The organism is Paracoccaceae bacterium Fryx2 (assembly GCA_032334235.1).
GTDB lineage: Bacteria > Pseudomonadota > Alphaproteobacteria > Rhodobacterales > Rhodobacteraceae > JAVSGI01.
On sequence record JAVSGI010000005.1, the window covers coordinates 1,790,609 to 1,808,122 of the forward strand.

Sequence of the window (17,514 nt, forward strand, 5' to 3'; positions counted from 1 at the left end):
CTAACGCGCCGCAACACCCAGCCCGATCGGGCAGGTGACGCCGGTGCCACCGATGCCGCAATATCCGCCGGGGTTCTTGGCCAGATACTGCTGGTGATAGTCCTCGGCGAAATAGAAGGTCGGCACCGGCACGATTTCGGTGGTGATCGCCCCGCGCCCCGCCGCCTTGAGCGCATCCTGATAGACTGCGCGGCTGGCCTCGGCGGCCTCGGCCTGCGCCGGAGTATAGGTGTAGATGCCCGAACGGTAGGTGGACCCCACGTCATTGCCCTGCCGCATCCCCTGCGTCGGGTCGTGCCCTTCCCAGAACAGCTTCAAGAGCGCCTCGTAAGACACCACCGCCGGATCGAAGATCACCCGCACCACCTCGTTGTGCCCGGTCAGCTGGGTGCAGGTCTCGCGGTAGGTCGGGTTCGGGGTGAAGCCCCCGGCATAGCCGACCATGGTCAGCCAGACGCCGGGCACCTGCCAGAACTTGCGCTCCACCCCCCAGAAACAACCCATGCCGAACATCGCCTGCTCCATGCCCTCGGGCACCGGCGACTTCAGCGGCAGGCCCGAGACAAAATGCGTCTCGGCGGTGGCCAATGGCTCGGCCCGCCCCGGCAGGGCGTCGGCGAGCGATACCATCGCGGATTTCTTGCGGTTAAACGAGAACATGGCGCATCTCCAATCGGTCGGGTTCCGGCCAAAGATAGGACGGATCGCACCGCCCGGCCAGTGCGCTGCGCGATCACTCTGCCGCGACGGGGCGCAGGCGGTGGCTCAGCCGCGTCTCGTTGCCCTTTTCCGGGTGGCGCGGGATCAGCAGCGCCAGCGCGAACGACACGCCGGCCATCGCCGCCGCCAGCCCGAACACCGACGACGGCGAGACCAGCCAAAGATAACCCAGCGTGGCAGGCAGGAACACGGCCGCGATGTGGTTGATGGTGAAGGCGACGGCGGCGGTGGGGGCGATGTCGGCCGGATCGGCGATTTTCTGGAAATAGGTCTTCAGCGCGAAGGCCATGGCGAAGAACAGATGGTCGATCACATAAAGCGCCGCCGCCACCACCACGCCCCAGCCGAACCAGTAAAGCCCGCCGTAGGCCAGAAACACGCAGGCCAGCCCGCCGTATTCGATCAGCATCGACCGCTGCTCGCCGAACCGCCCGATGAAGCGACCGATGAAGGGGGCGGCAAGCATGTTTGCGAGGAAGTTCAGCATGAAAAGCGCCGTCACCTCGTGCACTTCAAAGCCGAAGCGTTCCACCATCATGAAGGCGGCAAACACCACGAATATCTGCCGCCGCGCGCCCGACATGAACTGCAACGCGTAATACAGCCAGTAGCGGCGGCGCAGCACCATGTGCTTGTTCTGCGGGTGCGGCGACTCGAACTGCGGAAACGCCAGCAGGCAATAGACGGCAATCAGCGCCGTCACGCCGCCCGAGGCGAGATAGACCGTGGCATAGGACAGATCGAACGCCTGCCACGTCAGCACGATCAGCCCGTAGGCCGCAAGGCTTGCCCCCGCGCCCACCGCGACGATCCAGCCCAGCACTTGCGGCGCCCGCGCCTTGGCAATCCATTGCAGTTGCAGGCTCTGGTTCACCGTCTCGAAATAGTGGAACCCGATCGACGACAGCAGTGTGACGAACAGCAACCCGCCAAAGCTGGGAAAGAACGCCGTCACCGCCGTGGCACCCCCCAGCAGCAGCAGCGACACCAGCCCCAGCACCTGCTCGCGGATGAACAGGATCAGCACGATCACCCCGACCGCCAGAAACCCCGGAATCTCACGCACGGTGTGCAGCCAGCCGATCTCGACCCCGGTGAACCCGGCCACCTGGATGACGAAATTGTTCAGCAGCGCCGACCAGGTCGAAAAGGCGATCGGCATCGCCGCAGCCATCAGAAACAGCAGAAAAACCGGCCGCCGGTGGAACGGCAGCAGGTCCGCATCGGCGAGGGGAAGGGTGCGCAAGGCCATGCCCGTTGGTAGCGCGCCCGCATCCGTCTGGCGAGACGGGAAATTGTGCCCGAAACAAATCCGGGCCGCGCCAGCCCGCCCTCTTTCTTCCCTCTTTCTTCTGTTTCCAAATATCCCCGGGGGTCCGGGGGGCGGGCCCCCCGGTCCGCCGCCCGCCCTATAGAAAACTCTGCGGATCAATGTCTATCGCAAGCCGCAGGTTGGCCGGCAGCTTCACCTGCGCCACCCATTCCACCAGCGCGCCCTGCAGGGCGACATGCCGCGCGGCCTTGACCAGCAGCCGCACCCGGTGCCGCCCGCGCACCCGGGCAATCGGCGCAGGCGCCGGCCCGAACACCTGCGCCCCGATCCTGCGCAGGGGGCCGTCGAGCCGGGCCAGTTCGGCGCCGATGTCGAACACCTGCGCCACGTCGGGCGAGGACAGGATGATCCCCGCCATCCGGCCATAGGGCGGCACCCCTGCGGCGCGGCGCTCGGCTGCCTCGGCGCGCCAGAACGCCTCTTCGTCGCCGCCCAGAATGGCGCGGATCACCGCATGTTCGGGCTGAAAGGTCTGCAACAACGCCACACCCGGCTTGTCGGCCCGCCCGGCCCGGCCCGCCACCTGCCGCATCAACTGGAAGGTCCGTTCCGCCGCGCGCAGATCCGACCCTTGCAGGCCAAGGTCGGCGTCGATCACCCCCACCAGCGTCAGCAGCGGAAAGTTGTGCCCCTTGGCCACGATCTGCGTGCCGATGATGATGTCGGCCCCACCTTCGGCAATCGCCACGATCTGCTCTTTCAGCGCCCGGGCTGACCCGAACAGGTCCGACGACAGCACCGCCACCCTTGCGTCGGGAAAGCGTGCCGCCACCTCTTCGGCCAGCCGTTCCACCCCCGGCCCGACCGGGGCCATGCGGCCCTCGACGCCGCAGGCCGGGCAGGCCACCGGCATCGGCTTGGTCGCGCCGCACTGGTGGCAGACGAGGCGCTTCAGAAACCTGTGCTCGACCATCCGCGCGTCGCAATGCTCGCAGCCGACCTGATGGCCGCAGGCCCGGCACAGCGTCACCGGCGCATAGCCGCGACGGTTCAGGAACAACAGCGCCTGTTCCCCCGCCACCACCCGCGCCTGCACCGCGCCAGCCAGAGGTGCCGAAATCCAGCGGTCGGCGGACAGCTTTTCGCCGCGCATGTCGATGGCCCGCATGTCGGGAAGTTCCGCCACCCCGTAGCGCGCGCCGAGATCGAGCCGCGCATACTTCCCGGCCTCGGCATTGGCCCAGCTTTCCAGCGACGGAGTGGCCGAGGCCAGCACCACCTGACAGCCGCAGATCGAGGCGCGCAGCACCGCCATGTCGCGCGCGTTGTAAAGCACGCCCTCCTCCTGCTTGTAGGAGGTGTCGTGCTCCTCATCGACCACGATCAGCCCAAGGTCGCGGAACGGCAGGAAAAGCGCCGACCGCGCGCCGACCACCATGCCCGCACCGCCCTGCCCCACCATCCGCCACAGCCGCCGCCGTTCGGTCATGGTGACGCCCGAATGCCATTCGGCGGGGCGCGCGCCGAACCGCGCCTGCACCCGCGTCAGGAATTCGGCGGTCAGCGCAATCTCGGGCAGCAGCACCAGCGCCTGCCGGCCCATGCGCAGGCATTCGGCCACCGCCTCCAGATAGACCTCGGTCTTGCCCGAGCCGGTGACGCCCTTCAGCAGCGTCGTGCCATAGCCGCCCAGCGCCACGGCGGCGACCAGCGCATCGCCCGCCGCCACCTGATCGCCCATCAGCCGCGCCGACCCCGCCGGGTTCAGCGGCGGATAGGGCAGGTCGCGCGGCGCGTCCTCCTCCACCACTGCGCCAAGCTTCACCAGCCCCTTGACGACCGAGGCCGTCACCCCCGCCTCGGCCGCGAGTTCGGCCAGCGTCAGCGCCGCCCCGCCATAGGCGCGCAGCACATCGAGCACCCGCAGGCGGGCCTCGGTCTCGCGCGCGGGCACGGCCTCGCCCGCGCGGAACACCCGCCGCGTCGCCGGGGCATCGCCCAGACCGGGCGCGCGGGTCGCGAGCCGCAGCATCGCGGGCAGCGGCGTCAGGGTGTATTCGGCGGCGCGCGCCAGAAAGCTGCGGAGTTCCGCCCGCATCGGCGCGACATCGAGCACACGGATCACCGGGCGCACCTTCGCCGGGTCGAACCGCCCCTCGCCCGGCCCCCAGACCACGCCCAGCATCCGGCGCGGGCCCAGCGGCACCTCGACATAATCGCCGATGCCGCAGCCGCCTTCCGGGCTGCGGTAGTCGAGCACGCCCAGCGACCGGCCCAGCGATTCCGTGATCAGCACGCCGACCAGATCGCCCTGCTGATAGACCGCCTCCGTCACACCCGCCCCACTTTCGCAGCCCGTCTCTTTCGTCAGGCGTCGTATTGGGCTATTACACCCGCGCAACCCGCCGCAACCCCGCAACGAACCCCAAGGACTGCCCCGATGAAATTCTTTGTCGATACCGCCGATGTCGAAGCCATTGCCGAACTGAACGCGCTCGGCATGGTGGACGGGGTGACCACCAACCCGTCGCTGATCCTGAAATCGGGCCGCGACATCGTGGAGGTGACGCGCGAGATCTGCGGCATCGTTTCAGGCCCGGTCTCGGCCGAGGTCGTGGCCCTGACCGCCGACGAGATGATCGCAGAGGGCCGCAAGCTCGCCGCCATCGCGCCGAACATCGCGGTCAAGGTGCCGCTGACCTGGGACGGGCTGAAAACCTGCAAGGTGCTGACCGACGACGGCTTCATGGTCAACGTGACGCTGTGCTTTTCCGTCAACCAGGCGCTGATCGCGGCCAAGGCGGGGGCCAGTTTCATTTCGCCCTTCGTCGGCCGGCTGGACGACATCAACCTTGATGGCATGGAACTGATCGGCGACATCCGGCAGGTCTATGACAACTACGGCTTCAACACCCAGATCCTCGCCGCCTCGATCCGCACGGCCAACCACGTCACGCAATGCGCGCTGGCCGGGGCCGACGTGATGACCGCGCCGCCCGCGGTGATCAAGGCGCTGGCAAGCCATGTGCTGACCGACAAGGGGCTGGAACAGTTCATGAAAGACTGGGCAAAAACCGGGCAGAAAATCCTCTGACCGCGTGTATGCTGCGCGAACTCCGGGGCGGGCCAGACGGCAGGACAGGGCAATGAAGGCATGATCGAACAGGACCTGCGCGACCGCATCATCGCGGAACCCGAGGTTATCCTAGAGGACCGCGACGTGATGCGCGCGCTGATCGCCGCGAACGAACGGGCGATGGGCAACAACATCGTCGATCTGCGCGGCATCGCCATGGAACGGCTGGAATCGCGGCTTGACCGGCTGGAGGATACCCACCGCTCGGTGATCGCCGCCGCCTACGAAAACCTGGCCGGCACCAATCAGGTTCACCGCGCGATCCTGCAGATGCTCGACCCGCTGGGGTTCGAGGATTTCCTGAAATCGCTGGCGGGCGAGGTGGCGCAGACGTTGCGGGTGGACTGCATCCGTCTGGTGCTGGAATCGGTGCAAAGCGCCGAGGACCCGGCGCTGCGCAAGCTGGGCGAGGTGCTGTTCGTGGCCGAGCCCGGCTTCGTCGCCGAATACCTGTCGGGCGGGCGCAACGTCAGCCTGCGCCCGGTGACGCTGCGCCAGACCATCCCGACATCCGATCTGATCTATGGCGACCGGTCAGGGTGGATACGGTCCGAGGCGCTGATGCGGCTCGATTTCGGCAAGGGGCGGCTGCCCGGCCTGCTGGTGATGGGCGCCGAAGACCCGCACCACTTCAAACCGACGCAGGGCACCGACCTCTTGGCCCATTTCGCCGGGGTGTTCGAGCGCACCATGCGGCGCTGGCTGTCATGAGCCTTGCCATTTCCCCCGCCGCACGTGCGGCGCTGGCGGAATGGCTGACCCATCTGCGCGCGCTGGACGGCGCGGCGGAAAACACCGTGAAAGCCTATGGCGCCGACGTGGCGGGCTGGCTTGCCTTCCTGGCCGGGCATCGCGGCGGCACCGAAGGGCTGGCGGGCCTGACCGCCGTGCCGCAATCCGACCTGCGGGCCTGGATGGCGCATGAACGCGGCCGGGGCCTTGGCGCACGCTCGCTGGCGCGGGCGCTGTCGGCGGTGAAAAGCTTCAGCGCCTGGCTGGCCGACCGGACGGGCGGCGACGCCACCGCCGTGCTGTCGGCCCGCAGCCCCAAGCACCGCCGCAAGCTGCCCCGCCCGCTGAGCATCGATGCCGCCCGCGCCGTGACCGAAACCATCAGCGCCGACGCCGCCGACTGGGTCGCCGCCCGCGACATGGCGGTGGTGACGCTGCTTTACGGCTGCGGCCTGCGGATCTCCGAGGCGCTGGGGCTGACCGGGGCGGCGCATCCGCTGCCCGGCGTGCTGCGCATCACCGGCAAGGGCGGCAAGGAACGGCTGGTGCCGGTGCTGCCTGCGGCTGGGGAAGCCGTGGCGCGCTACGTCGCCCTCTGCCCGCACCAGCTTGCCCCCGACGCCCCGCTGTTTCGCGGCACCCGCGGCGGCGCGCTGAACCCGCGCCTGATCGCACTGGCGATGGAACGTGTGCGCGCCCGGCTGGGCCTGCCCGCCACCGCCACGCCGCACGCCCTGCGCCACAGCTTTGCCACCCATCTGCTGGGTGCCGGCGGCGATCTGCGCGCGATACAGGAATTGCTGGGCCACGCCTCGCTCTCCACCACCCAGGCCTACACCGCGGTCGATTCCGCCCGCCTGATGGAGGTCTATGCCAGGGCCCATCCGCGCGCCTGACCCTGCGACGACAGTTGCGCAAAGCCCGGCATTGCGACATTACCGAAATCATGACAGAGCCGAACCCCCTCCGCCTCAAGGCACTTTTCGTCCATCTGTTCACCGCCACCGGCGCGGTGCTGTCGATGCTGGCCATGCTGGCGGCGGTCGAGGAACGCTGGAGCATGATGTTCCTGTGGCTGGTGCTGGCGCTGGTGGTCGACGGGCTCGATGGCCCGCTGGCGCGGCGCTACGATGTCAAGTCCAACTGGCCGACCTATGACGGCGTGCTGATGGATCTGATCATCGACTACCTGACCTACGTGTTCATCCCGGCCTTCGCGCTGTTCAAGTCGGGCCTGCTGACGGGGTGGACCGGCTGGCTGGTGATCATCGCCATCACCTACGGCTCGGTGGTCTATTTTGCCGACACCCGCATGAAATCGAAGGACAATTCCTTCGCGGGCTTTCCCGCCTGCTGGAACATGGTGGTCCTGGTGATGTTCGCCCTTGCCCCGGGCGAGGCGGTGATCCTGACGGTGGTCATCGCCCTGACCGCGACCATGTTCACCAACCTCAAGTTCATCCACCCGGTGAGGACCGAACGGTGGCGGGCACTGTCGCTGCCGATGGCGCTGGCCTGGGTGTTCTTTGCCGGCTGGGCCGCTTGGGTCGATTTCGACGAGCAAAGCTGGGCGCACTGGGGGCTGGTCGTGACCTCGCTCTACCTGATCCTCGCCGGAATTGCCCAGCAGATCATCCCCGAGCGGCGCGCGGCGGGGTAGGCCCGACGCCCGTTTCAACCCCCGCACCGGCGAAGTCCAGGGTGGCAGATCGTCGCAGCCGACAGCGCATCGGCTGCCCGACTGGCGCTTCGCTCAGCGCCGCCCGGGTCGCGGGGGGGAGGATTTTTCGTAGAAAAATCGGCGCAGGCCCCTTGCAGGCCGAAAGGGCGGTAGTGCCGGGAACGGGGCGAAGGCTCGCGCCCCCGCCCCGAAGCCTCAGCCCAGCGCCGCGTTGCAGCGGGCGCAGGTGCCGGGGTGCGCGTGGCTGCCGACATCGGGCAGGATCTGCCAGCAGCGCTGGCACTTCTCGCCCTCGGCCAGTTCGAAGACCACGCCGACGCCGGGCACATCCGGCAGGCGGAAAGCCTCGGACGGCATCGGGTCCGCCGTGACCTGGATGCCCGAGGTGATGCACAGCGCCGCAAAATCGACCGAGCGCAGCGCCGCCAGCACCCCGGCATCAGAGACATGCACCACCGGCGAGGCCTCAAGGCTGGCGCCGATCACCTTGGCGGTGCGCTGCACCTCCAGCGCCGCCGTCACCACGCGGCGCACCTGCCGGATCTGCGCCCACTTGGCCGCCAGCGGCTCGTTCAGCCAGTCGGCCGGGGTGTCGGGCATGTCTTCCAGATGCACCGAAGCCCCGTCCTGGGGGAAGCGCGACAGCCACACGTCCTCCATGGTGAACACCAGGATCGGCGCCATCCAGGTCGTCAGCCGGTGGAACAGCAGGTCCAGCACCGTCCGGGCCGCGCGGCGGCGCAGGCTGCCCTCCGCGTCGCAATACAGGCTGTCCTTGCGGATGTCGAAATAGACCGCCGACAGGTCGCCGGTGCAGAAGGCGAAAAGCTTCTGGAACACGCCCTGGAAATCATAGGCCGCATAGCCGCGCCGCACCTCGCCATCCAGTTCGGCCAGCCGGTGCAGCACCCAGGCCTCAAGCTCGGGCATCTGGTCCAGCGGCACCTTCTCGGCCTCGGTGAAGCCGGCAAGGTTGCCCAGCAGGAAGCGCAGCGTGTTGCGCAGGCGGCGGTAGCTGTCGGCCACGCCTTTCAGTATCTCTTTCCCGATGCGCTGATCGACGGTGAAATCGGCCTGCGCCACCCAGAGCCGCAGGATGTCGGCGCCGTATTCCGCGATGATGTCCTGCGGCGCCACGGTGTTACCCAGCGACTTGGACATCTTCATGCCCTTCTCGTCCAGCGTGAAACCGTGGGTCAGCACGCCGCGATAGGGCGCGCGCCCCTTGGTGCCGCAGGCTTGCAGCATCGAGGAATGGAACCAGCCGCGATGCTGGTCGGTGCCTTCCAGATAAAGGTCGGCAAGCCCGTCGGTCGACCCGTCTGCCCGGTCACGCAGCACGAAGGCATGGGTTGACCCGCTGTCGAACCATACGTCCAGCACGTCGAACACCTGTTCATAATCCTGCGGATCGGCGATGCCTTGCAGCATCTTTTCCTTGAATCCTTGCACATACCAGACATCCGCGCCTTCCGCCTCGAAAGCGGCGGTGATGCGGGTGTTGACCTCGGGGTTGCGCAGCAGGAAGTCCGGGTCGGTCGGTTTCGCCCCCTTCTTCACGAAGCAGGTCAGCGGCACACCCCAGGCGCGCTGGCGCGACAGCACCCAATCCGGTCGCGCCTCGATCATCGAGTAAAGCCGGTTGCGCCCGGTCTGCGGCGTCCATTGCACGAGGCTGTCGATCGAGGTCAGCGCCCGTTGCCGGATGGTGTCGCCATGGGTGCCCATGCCGTCGTCCAGCGGCTTGTCGATGGCGACGAACCACTGCGGCGTGTTACGATAGATCAGCGGCGCCTTGGAACGCCAGGAATGCGGGTAGGAATGCTTCAGCTTGCCCTTGGCCAGCAGCGCCCCGGCATAGGCCAGTTGCTTGATGACCGAGACGTTGGCCGGGCCTTCCTTGCCCTCTGCCGTCAGGATCGCCTGCCCGCCGAAGATCGGCAGATCGGCGCGATAGCTGCCGTCAGGCTCGACGTTATAGGTCATCGGCAGGCCGAACTTCAGGCCAAGCTGATAGTCGTCGTCGCCGTGGCTCGGAGCGGTATGGACAAAGCCGGTGCCCGCGTCGTCGGTGACATGATCGCCGGGCAGGAGGGGGACGTCGAAGTCCCACTCGCCGTCCGCTCCATCAAGCCCTCGGAACGGGTGCGCACACTCCAGACAGCGAAGATCGGCGGCGGGCACAACATCAAGAGCTTGATAAGAACCTTCTTCAAGCCTTGCTGCCTTGAATACACTATCCGCCAATTTCTCCGCGAGGATGATGTGCTCAACCGATTTCTCGCCTGTTTCTTCCGAACTTCTCTGGATCTCATAGAGCCGGTAGGTGATCGCCACGTTAAATGCGATCGCCCTGTTTTGTGGGATCGTCCAAGGAGTTGTCGTCCAGATGACAACGTTTACGCCTCTGTATCGTTCTTTGACCAACTCAGCCGGTGGTGTCGCGACGCCGGGCGATTCCGGGCGCACGAACGGAGCCATCCACTTCGAACCCACCACCGGAAACCGCACCCAGATCGTGTGCGACGTATGGTCGTGATACTCCACCTCCGCTTCCGCGAGGGCGGTCTTTTCCACCGGCGACCACATCACCGGCTTCGAACCCTGATAGAGCGAGCCGTTCATCAGGAACTTCATGAACTCCTCGGCAATCACGGCTTCGGAGTGGAAATCCATCGTGCGGTAGGGGTCAGACCAGTTGCCGGTGACGCCAAGGCGCTTGAATTCCTCGCGCTGGATGTCGATCCAGCCCGTGGCGAAGGCGCGGCATTCCTGGCGGAAGGCGACGATGTCCACGTCATCCTTGTTCAGCCCCTTGGCGCGGTATTGCTCCTCGATCTTCCACTCGATCGGCAGGCCGTGGCAATCCCAGCCGGGCACATAGCGGGCGTCGCGGCCCATCATCTGCTGGCTGCGCACCACCATGTCCTTCAGCACCTTGTTCAGCGCGTGGCCGATATGCAGGTGGCCGTTGGCGTAGGGCGGGCCGTCGTGCAGGGTGAAGGGCACGCGGTTGCCCGCCTTGGCGCGGAGGCGGTCATAGACCCCGATCTCCTCCCAGCGTTTCAGCCAGTCGGGTTCGCGGGCGGGCAGCGCGGCGCGCATCGGAAAGGCGGTCTCGGGCAGGAAAACGCTGTCGCGGTAGTCGGGCGTGGCGGTATCGGGCGCGGTGGTCGGTTCGGTCGTGTCGGCGCACATCGGATGCGGTCCTCGGGGTGGGGAAATCGGGGAAGATCGGCGCGACCGGGGTCAAGCGCCGGGGGAACATGCGGGGGCATCCCGGCGTCTGAGGCGTTCAGACCGCCGGGCCGGTAATTCGGTGGATATGCGCTGTGCGAACCATCATGGCGGCCTTCTACACGCAAGGCCCTGCCCGGTCCAGACCATGCGGCACGCCGCAACCTTGCACCGCGCCGCAGCAGGCGCCACATATGGGGGATGACAGCCTTTCCCCCCCGCTTCTTCGTGACCGGCGACGAGATCGACCGTGTGGTGACCGCCTTCTACATCGAGGTGCGCCGCCACCCGGTGCTTGGCCCGGTGTTCGCCACGCATGTGCAGGACTGGCCCGCGCACGAGGCGAAGATTTCCCGCTTCTGGCACAACGCCATCCTGCGCAGCGGCGGCTACGAGGGCCGCCCGCAGGTGGTCCACCGCGAGGCGGCCGAGGTGCTGCCCGAGCATTTCCCGATCTGGCTGGCGCTGTTCGACGCCACCGCGGCGCGGCTGCTTGCCCCGCAGGCGGCGGCGTCGTGGGGGGCGATGGCACACCGGCTGGGCCACGCCTTCCGCATCGGGGTGGAAGACGCGCGCTGCCAGGTCGGGGGCCCGGTCGGCGGGATGCCGAAACTGCGCTAGCCCGCCTGCCGCGCCGCCGCCCAGCGGTTCAGCCACGCGAGCCCCGCCAACGTCAGCCCGAGGCCAAGGAACGACACCACCCGCACCAGCCCCGACAGGCCCGACGCGTCGATCAGGAACACCTTGGCCACCGTCAGACCGATCACCGCCATCGCCAGCCTGCGCAACCCCTGCGAGCGCCGCGCAATCGCCTGCCACAACAGCGCCGCCCCGGAGAGCATCAGCGCCAGCGTATAGCTGTAAAGCTCGGGCTGGGTGACGCCCGGCACCCCCAGCGCCGGCCCGCGCCAGATCCGGCGGATCTCCAGCCCGGCATAAAGCACCAGCAGCGCCGCGCCCAGGACCAGAAACCCCAGCCGCAGCAGGCGCGGCAACGGCAGCCGCAGCGCCGCCGCCAGCAGGATCAGCCCCGGCACGCCATAGGCCAGCAGCAGCGTGTCCAGCACCAGCGGCCCGCGCACCAGCGCCGCAAGGTCGCGTGGGTCTGCCAGCAGCGGGTTGGCGGGCCCCAGCGCCAGCAGCAGGAAGGCGGCGAACACCAGCCCGGCCAGCGCCGCCATCCCGGCCCGCACCCAGCGCAGCCAGCCGCCCAGCGGCAGCCTCACCAGATGCACCAGCATCACGATCAGCCAGGGCAATCCCGCCAGCACCAGCCCCCAATGGCTGAAGGCCCAGTCGGCCCCCGCCATCGCGTCCAGCCAGCGTTCCACCAGCACCGTGGCAAACAGCGCCGCAAAGCCGGCAAAGCCCGAGGTCAGCACCACCCGCGCCGACACCCGCTCCGCGCCCAGCAGCAGATATGCCGCAGCCAGCCCCGCCAGCGTGCCGCCGAAAGCCAGCACCACCTGCCCCAGCGGCGCGAACGATGCCCAGTCCAGCCCCGGGTCCACCAGCAACCGCCAGCCCAGCACCGCCACGGCCGCCTGGATGAACCATGCCATCTCGGGCAGCCGGAAGCGGCGGTCCAGCGCCGCCGCCACCACCGCCAGCGCAGCCAGCGCCAGCGTCAGCGCCGTCTTGGTGGTGACCAGAAACAGCGCCAGCGCGATCAGCGACAGCGCGGCCAGCGTGGCATGGGCCGCCCGGCGCAGGTCGGCATCGGCGCGGGCGAAGGCCACCGTCAGCCCCACCATCACCGCCGCCAGCGCCATGACATGCAGCGCCCAGCCATAAGCCCCCAGCACCGGCGCGGGATGCCAGAACAGCTCCAGCCCCAGCGCGGCCAGCGGTGCCACCAGCACTGCCGCCAGACCCGAGGCAACGGGATAGGCCACGCCACGCGCCAGCGCCCGCGAGGCCCCTGCCAGCGTGATCAGCGTCGCCAATGCCAGCAGCACCGACACGGTCAGAGGCGCGGCACTTTCCGGGGCGCGCAGGTCCAGTGCCTGCCCGGCAAACTCGCGCGCCAGCGGCCCGGCCTGCGCCTCCTGCACCAGCCGGAAAAGGAACGCCGCCGCAGGCAGCGCCGCCAGATCGCCCAAGCCCGGCGCGCGCGCCGACCACAGGCACAGCACCGCCGCCAGCCCCGCCAGCAGCGCGAAGGCCAGAAGGCTGTCGCCCGCCCCGCCCTGCACCACCATCAGCCCCAGCGACGAGGCCAGCACCGCGCCCCCCGCCAGCCGCACCGGAAACTCCGGCCACGGCCCGCGTGGCCACAGCGCCTCGGCGATCATCGGGCGCGGATGGTCGGGCCAGACCCGCAGCACCGGCAGCAGCACCGCCAGCCCGGCCAGCACCACCAGCAGCAGCGACATCCCCGCCGACCCCTGCGAGCCCAGAAGGATCAGCCCACCGCCCGTGTAGCCCAAGGCCAGCGCCAGCACCGACACCCAGGCCCAGCGCCGCACCGCATCGACCGCCAATCCCACTGCCGCCACCAGCGCGAAATGTGCGTAAAGCCAGTCGCTTGCGCCATCGCCACCCACCAGAAACGGCGCCGCCGCCGCACCTAGCAGACCCACCGCCGCCAAGAGCGGCCCGTAAACCCAGCCCAGCGCAACCGCCAGCGCCGCCGTGGCCATCAGCCCGGCAAAGGCGGTCTCGGCCCCGATCAGCCCATACATCTGCCGCGCAGCCAGCACGCCCGCGAAAATCGAAACCAGCCCCGCCCCGGCAAAGGTCGAGGGCAGATAGGCCGTCGCCCCCTCGCGGTCACCGAACCGCCGCCGCAGCGTCTCGCCCGCGACGATCAGCGCCGCCCCCAGCAGGATTGCAAGGCCCACCCGCGCCAGCGGCGGCAACAGCCCGCGCTCCACCCCGTATTGCACGAAGAACACCCCGGCCAGCGCCAGCGACAACGCCGAAACCGCATAGACCCAGTTTTCACGCAGCCAGCGCGCCAGCGCGGCAAGACGGTCGGGGCGCAGAACGATCGGGCCAGAGAGCTCGGTTTCGGGTGGTGTCCAGGGGCCGGGGGCGGGCACGTCCTCTGGCGTTGGCGCAGGCGGCAGAAGGATGGTTTCAGCCTCGGCTTCCGTAACCACCGCATCCGGCACCACCGCCCCCGACGCCAGCTTGCGGCGCAAGGCGGCAAGCTCGGCCTCCAGCGCCCTGGTGCTGCGCATCAGGCCCGACACGCGCAACCACAGGATCAGCACTGCAACCGGCAGCCCCAGCACCAGCGCCGCCGCCAGAACCCATCCGATCATCGCCCCACCCCTCGCCGCCAGCCCAGGGTTCAAGCATAGCCGAACGGCGCGATTGCGACAGTCAGGTTTTCCCGCGCACCGGCACGGGTTTCGCGGCGGGTTCAGCCAGCCCCGCCACCGCCGGGCCATAGCCGAGCAGCCCTTGCAACCCGCGCCCCAGAATGCCCGTGACGCGGGGTTTCGGCAGGGCGGTGAAGGGCAGCGGGCGGCAAAGCTCCATCGCGGCGATGCCGACCCGCGCGGTCAGCGCCGCGTTCATCATCCCCTCGCCAAAACGGCGCGACAGCTTCGACAGCAAGCCCCCCCCGGCGACCGAGCCGATCAGGTCATCGCCCACCGCCAGCGCGCCGGTCGCGATCAGATAGCCGAACACCCGGCGCAGCAGCCGCCAACTGCCGAAACTGCCCGCCCGGCCGCCGTAGATCTCGGCAATGCGGCGGATCATCCGCAGGTTGGCAAACAGCGCCGCCGCCACGTCGGCCAGCGCCAACGGCACCAGCGCGGTGATCGTCGCCACCTGCCGTGCCGCCGATTCAATCTCGCGCCGCGCCGCCTGATCGGGTGCCGCCATCAGTTCAACCTCGGCCAGCGCCAAGAGCCCGTCGGCATCCAGCACGTCGGCGCGGCGTTCCTTCAGCCGGGCCAGCGCCAGCCTCGCCTGCGCCCGCCCGGCGTAAAGCGCCGCCACCCCGTCCACCGCGCGCCGCGCCGCCTTCAGGTCGCGCGCTGCATGGGCCGCCTCGGCCGCCATGCGCAGCTTGTCGAGCCGCCCCAGCCGCAGATAGGCCCCCCACTCCCGCAGCGCCAGCGTCAGCGCCACCAGCACCGCCAGCCCGACCAGCACGAAGGCCACCGTGCCCAGCAGCGTGTTGCGCGCCAGAAGGCCGGTCACGAAATCCCAGGCCGCGACCGAGAGCACGAAGCTGAGCAGCGCCCCGAACACCAGCGCCGCCCAGCGGGCAAAGGCCGACCGCCGCCCGGTCGCCAGCCGCGCCGCCGCCTGCATCGCCTGCCCCTCGGCCCCCGGTTCGGGCACCACGGGGGCAAGCGCGGGGTCGGAGTCTTCATGCCAGTCCATCAGCATCGGCTGGCGGGAGGGCGGGTTGTCGGCGGGGGGCAAGTCGGTCACAGGCGGTCTCCGAACAGGAACTCGGCGGCACGGTCCAGCCGGATGTGCGGCGGGCCTTCGCCGGGGCGGATGGTGCTGCGGGCGGGGGCAAAGCTCATCAGCGCGTATTGTGCATCAAGCCAGCGGTCCGCGCCCTCGCGGGCGGGCGACAGCAGACGCGAAGGGTCGGCGGGCAGCTCGCCCGGATACATCGCCGCCTGCCGCCCGGTGGTCAGCAGCCGCCCGCGGACGCAATCGAAGGTCTCGCCGCCGCGCGTCACGGTTTCCTCGACCGTGGCGCGCAGGCCCGCCAGCGACATCGCGGCGGTTTCCGCCCCGGCAAAGGCGGCGCGGTCGCGCGCCTCGCGCAGCATGGCCTCCATGATCGCGGTCAGGCGGGGATGCTGGCTGTGGTGCAGGTGGTCGGCCTTGGTGGCGGCGAACAGGATGCGCTCGACCCTTTGCCCCAGAAACAGCGTCGAGAGGAACGAATTCTTCCCCGGCCGGAACGCGCGCAGGATGTCGGCCATGCTTTGGCGCACCCCTTCCAGCGTCTGCGGCCCGGCATGGATCGCCCCCAGCACATCGACCAGCACCACCTGCCGGTCGATCCGGGCGAAATGGTTGACGAAGAACGGGCGCACCACGCGCGACTTGTAGCCCTCATACCGCCGCTCCATCTCGCGCCACAGGCTCGAGCGCCCGGTGGTGGTGGGCATCGGCAGCGGCGCAAAGGTCAGCACCGGCGAGCCCGCGAGGTCACCCGGCAGCAGGAACCGCCCCGGCGCCGCATCCGACCACCCCGCATCGCGGCACGCCTCCAGCGCGGCGGTGTAGCGTTGCGCGAGCAGTTGCGCGCGGGCCTCGTCCAGCGGCAGACTGCCATCCTCGGCGCGGGCACGGGCGACGAACCCCGCCGCCTCTGGCCGCCGCGCCAGCCGGTCCAGCCGGTCTTCCGACCATTCGGCATAGCTCTTGCCCATCAGCCCCAGATCGAGCAGCCATTCGCCGGGATAGTCGATGATGTCGACATGCACGGTGCGCGGCCCGGAAAGCCCCGCCAGCATCCCCGTCGGCCGCACCCGGAACGACAGGCGCAGTTCCGAGATGGTGCGGGTCGAGGCGGGCCAGCGCGGGTCATCCCCGGTCAGCGCCGCCAGATGGCTTTCAAGATCGAAGCGCGGCAGGGTGACATCGGGCTGGGGTTGCAGGAACACCGCCTCGATCCGCCCGGCGCTTTCGGCCCGAAGCTGCGGCATCCGGCCCCGGTCCATCAGGTTGGCGACCAGGCCGGTAATGAACACCGTCTTGCCCGCCCGCGACAGGCCGGTGACACCCAGCCGGATCACCGGCTCGAACAACGTCTCGGAAACCGAGGCCAGCGCGCCCTCAACGCCGCGCACCAGCCCGTCGGTGATTGAACCCAAGGCCACACCCTACCCCCACATTCCTGCCCCCTAGATAAGGGGTTGGCCGGGGTCTGTGTAGGGCAAAAAGCCGTGCTGCGACGTTGCGCGGGGGCGCGGCCTGCGCTAACCGGAGCCCATGCCGAGATATGCCCTGAAAATCGACTACGACGGCGGCCCGTTCCAGGGCTGGCAACGCCAGTCCGCAAGCCAGCCCACGGTGCAGGCGGCGATCGAGGCGGCGCTGGCGCGGCTGGAACCGGGCCCGCACACGCTGGCTGCCGCAGGGCGCACGGATGCGGGCGTCCATGCCACCGGCCAGGTGGCGCATTGCGATCTGGTCAAGGACTGGGACTACGTCAAGCTGGCAGGCGCGCTGAACGCCCACCTGCGGCCGCTGCCGGTGGCGGTGCTGCACGCCACCCGCGCGCCCGACGACTTCCACGCCCGCTTTTCCGCCCGCGAGCGGCGCTACCTCTTCCGCCTCGTCGCCCGCCGCGCCCCGGTGACGCATGACCGCGGCCGGGTCTGGCAGATCGGCCACGCGCTCGACGATGCCGCAATGCGCGCAGCGGCGGCGCATCTGCTGGGCAAGCATGATTTCACCACCTTCCGCTCGGCGCTCTGCCAGGCGGCCTCTCCGGTCAAGACGCTGGACGAGATTTCCATCGCCGTGCTGCCCTATGCAGAGGGCACCGAATACCGCTTCACCCTGCGGGCAAGATCATTCCTGCACAATCAGGTGCGCTCGATTGTCGGCACGCTGGAACGGGTCGGCAGCCTTGCCTGGGCGCCCGACCGCGTCGCCGGGGCGCTGGCGGCCCGCGACCGCACCGCCTGCGGCCCGGTCTGCCCGCCGCAAGGGCTGTATCTGACCGGCGTCGGCTATCCACTGGACCCGTTTGCCTGAGCGGAAAGAGCCGGGGGCCAGCCCCCGGTCCGTCCGCAATCG

General features: G+C 69.1%; 13 protein-coding genes. 6 read left to right on the plus strand and 7 right to left on the minus strand.

Annotated elements, in window-relative coordinates; all coding sequences use genetic code 11:
- The 3 genes from msrA to RNZ50_17915 all read right to left on the minus strand — a co-directional run bounded on the left by msrA (nt 1) and on the right by RNZ50_17915 (nt 4,328).
- Complete coding sequence (gene msrA / locus RNZ50_17905; protein MDT8856871.1) at nt 1-660, minus strand: peptide-methionine (S)-S-oxide reductase MsrA; 660 nt, start codon at nt 658-660, stop codon at nt 1-3.
- Nucleotides 661-733: 73 nt separating this feature from the next.
- Nucleotides 734-1,972, minus strand: a complete 1,239-nt coding sequence (locus RNZ50_17910; protein ID MDT8856872.1) for an MFS transporter — start codon at nt 1,970-1,972, stop codon at nt 734-736.
- 157 nt (nt 1,973-2,129) lie between these two features.
- Entirely contained in the window at nt 2,130-4,328 is a 2,199-nt protein-coding gene (locus tag RNZ50_17915) for a primosomal protein N' (protein ID MDT8856873.1), read from the minus strand.
- Between the two features lie 105 nt (nt 4,329-4,433).
- Between RNZ50_17915 and fsa the strand changes: the two genes are divergently transcribed.
- The 4 genes from fsa to RNZ50_17935 are packed head-to-tail and all read left to right on the plus strand — an operon-like array spanning nt 4,434 to nt 7,521.
- Nucleotides 4,434-5,087, plus strand: coding sequence for a fructose-6-phosphate aldolase (fsa, locus tag RNZ50_17920; GenBank protein MDT8856874.1), 654 nt, complete (start codon nt 4,434-4,436; stop codon nt 5,085-5,087).
- 60 nt (nt 5,088-5,147) lie between these two features.
- Nucleotides 5,148-5,840 carry a DUF484 family protein gene (locus RNZ50_17925; protein MDT8856875.1) on the plus strand — a complete coding sequence of 231 codons (693 nt, stop codon included), beginning with the start codon at nt 5,148-5,150 and terminating at the stop codon, nt 5,838-5,840.
- Nucleotides 5,837-6,757, plus strand: a complete 921-nt coding sequence (locus tag RNZ50_17930) for a tyrosine recombinase XerC (protein MDT8856876.1) — start codon at nt 5,837-5,839, stop codon at nt 6,755-6,757. The genes RNZ50_17925 and RNZ50_17930 overlap by 4 nt, the downstream gene beginning before the upstream one ends.
- Nucleotides 6,758-6,807: 50 nt before the next feature.
- A complete protein-coding gene (locus tag RNZ50_17935; GenBank protein ID MDT8856877.1) occupies nt 6,808-7,521 on the plus strand; it encodes a CDP-alcohol phosphatidyltransferase family protein in 714 nt (237 codons plus the stop codon).
- A 216-nt stretch (nt 7,522-7,737) separates the two neighbouring features.
- Here the strand turns inward: RNZ50_17935 and ileS are convergent, their stop codons facing one another.
- Nucleotides 7,738-10,740, minus strand: coding sequence for an isoleucine--tRNA ligase (gene ileS / locus RNZ50_17940; GenBank protein ID MDT8856878.1), 3,003 nt, complete (start codon nt 10,738-10,740; stop codon nt 7,738-7,740).
- Nucleotides 10,741-10,980: 240 nt separating this feature from the next.
- On the opposite strand from ileS, the gene RNZ50_17945 reads away from it, so the two are divergent.
- The gene (locus RNZ50_17945; GenBank protein MDT8856879.1) at nt 10,981-11,400 is read left to right on the plus strand and encodes a group III truncated hemoglobin; all 420 of its coding nucleotides are present in this window, start codon (nt 10,981-10,983) and stop codon (nt 11,398-11,400) included.
- Here the strand turns inward: RNZ50_17945 and RNZ50_17950 are convergent.
- From RNZ50_17950 to RNZ50_17960, 3 genes are all read right to left on the minus strand, one after another.
- Nucleotides 11,397-14,048: a DUF2339 domain-containing protein gene (locus RNZ50_17950; GenBank protein ID MDT8856880.1), complete on the minus strand. Its 2,652-nt coding sequence runs from the start codon at nt 14,046-14,048 to the stop codon at nt 11,397-11,399. The two genes, RNZ50_17945 and RNZ50_17950, sit on opposite strands and share 4 nt — an antisense overlap.
- Nucleotides 14,049-14,109: 61 nt before the next feature.
- Nucleotides 14,110-15,126, minus strand: coding sequence for a TIGR01620 family protein (locus tag RNZ50_17955; GenBank protein MDT8856881.1), 1,017 nt, complete (start codon nt 15,124-15,126; stop codon nt 14,110-14,112).
- Between the two features lie 47 nt (nt 15,127-15,173).
- Nucleotides 15,174-16,589: a YcjX family protein gene (locus tag RNZ50_17960; GenBank protein MDT8856882.1), complete on the minus strand. Its 1,416-nt coding sequence runs from the start codon at nt 16,587-16,589 to the stop codon at nt 15,174-15,176.
- 112 nt (nt 16,590-16,701) lie between these two features.
- On the opposite strand from RNZ50_17960, the gene truA reads away from it, so the two are divergent.
- Nucleotides 16,702-17,472, plus strand: a complete 771-nt coding sequence (truA, locus tag RNZ50_17965) for a tRNA pseudouridine(38-40) synthase TruA (GenBank protein MDT8856883.1) — start codon at nt 16,702-16,704, stop codon at nt 17,470-17,472.
- Nucleotides 17,473-17,514 lie beyond the last annotated feature (42 nt).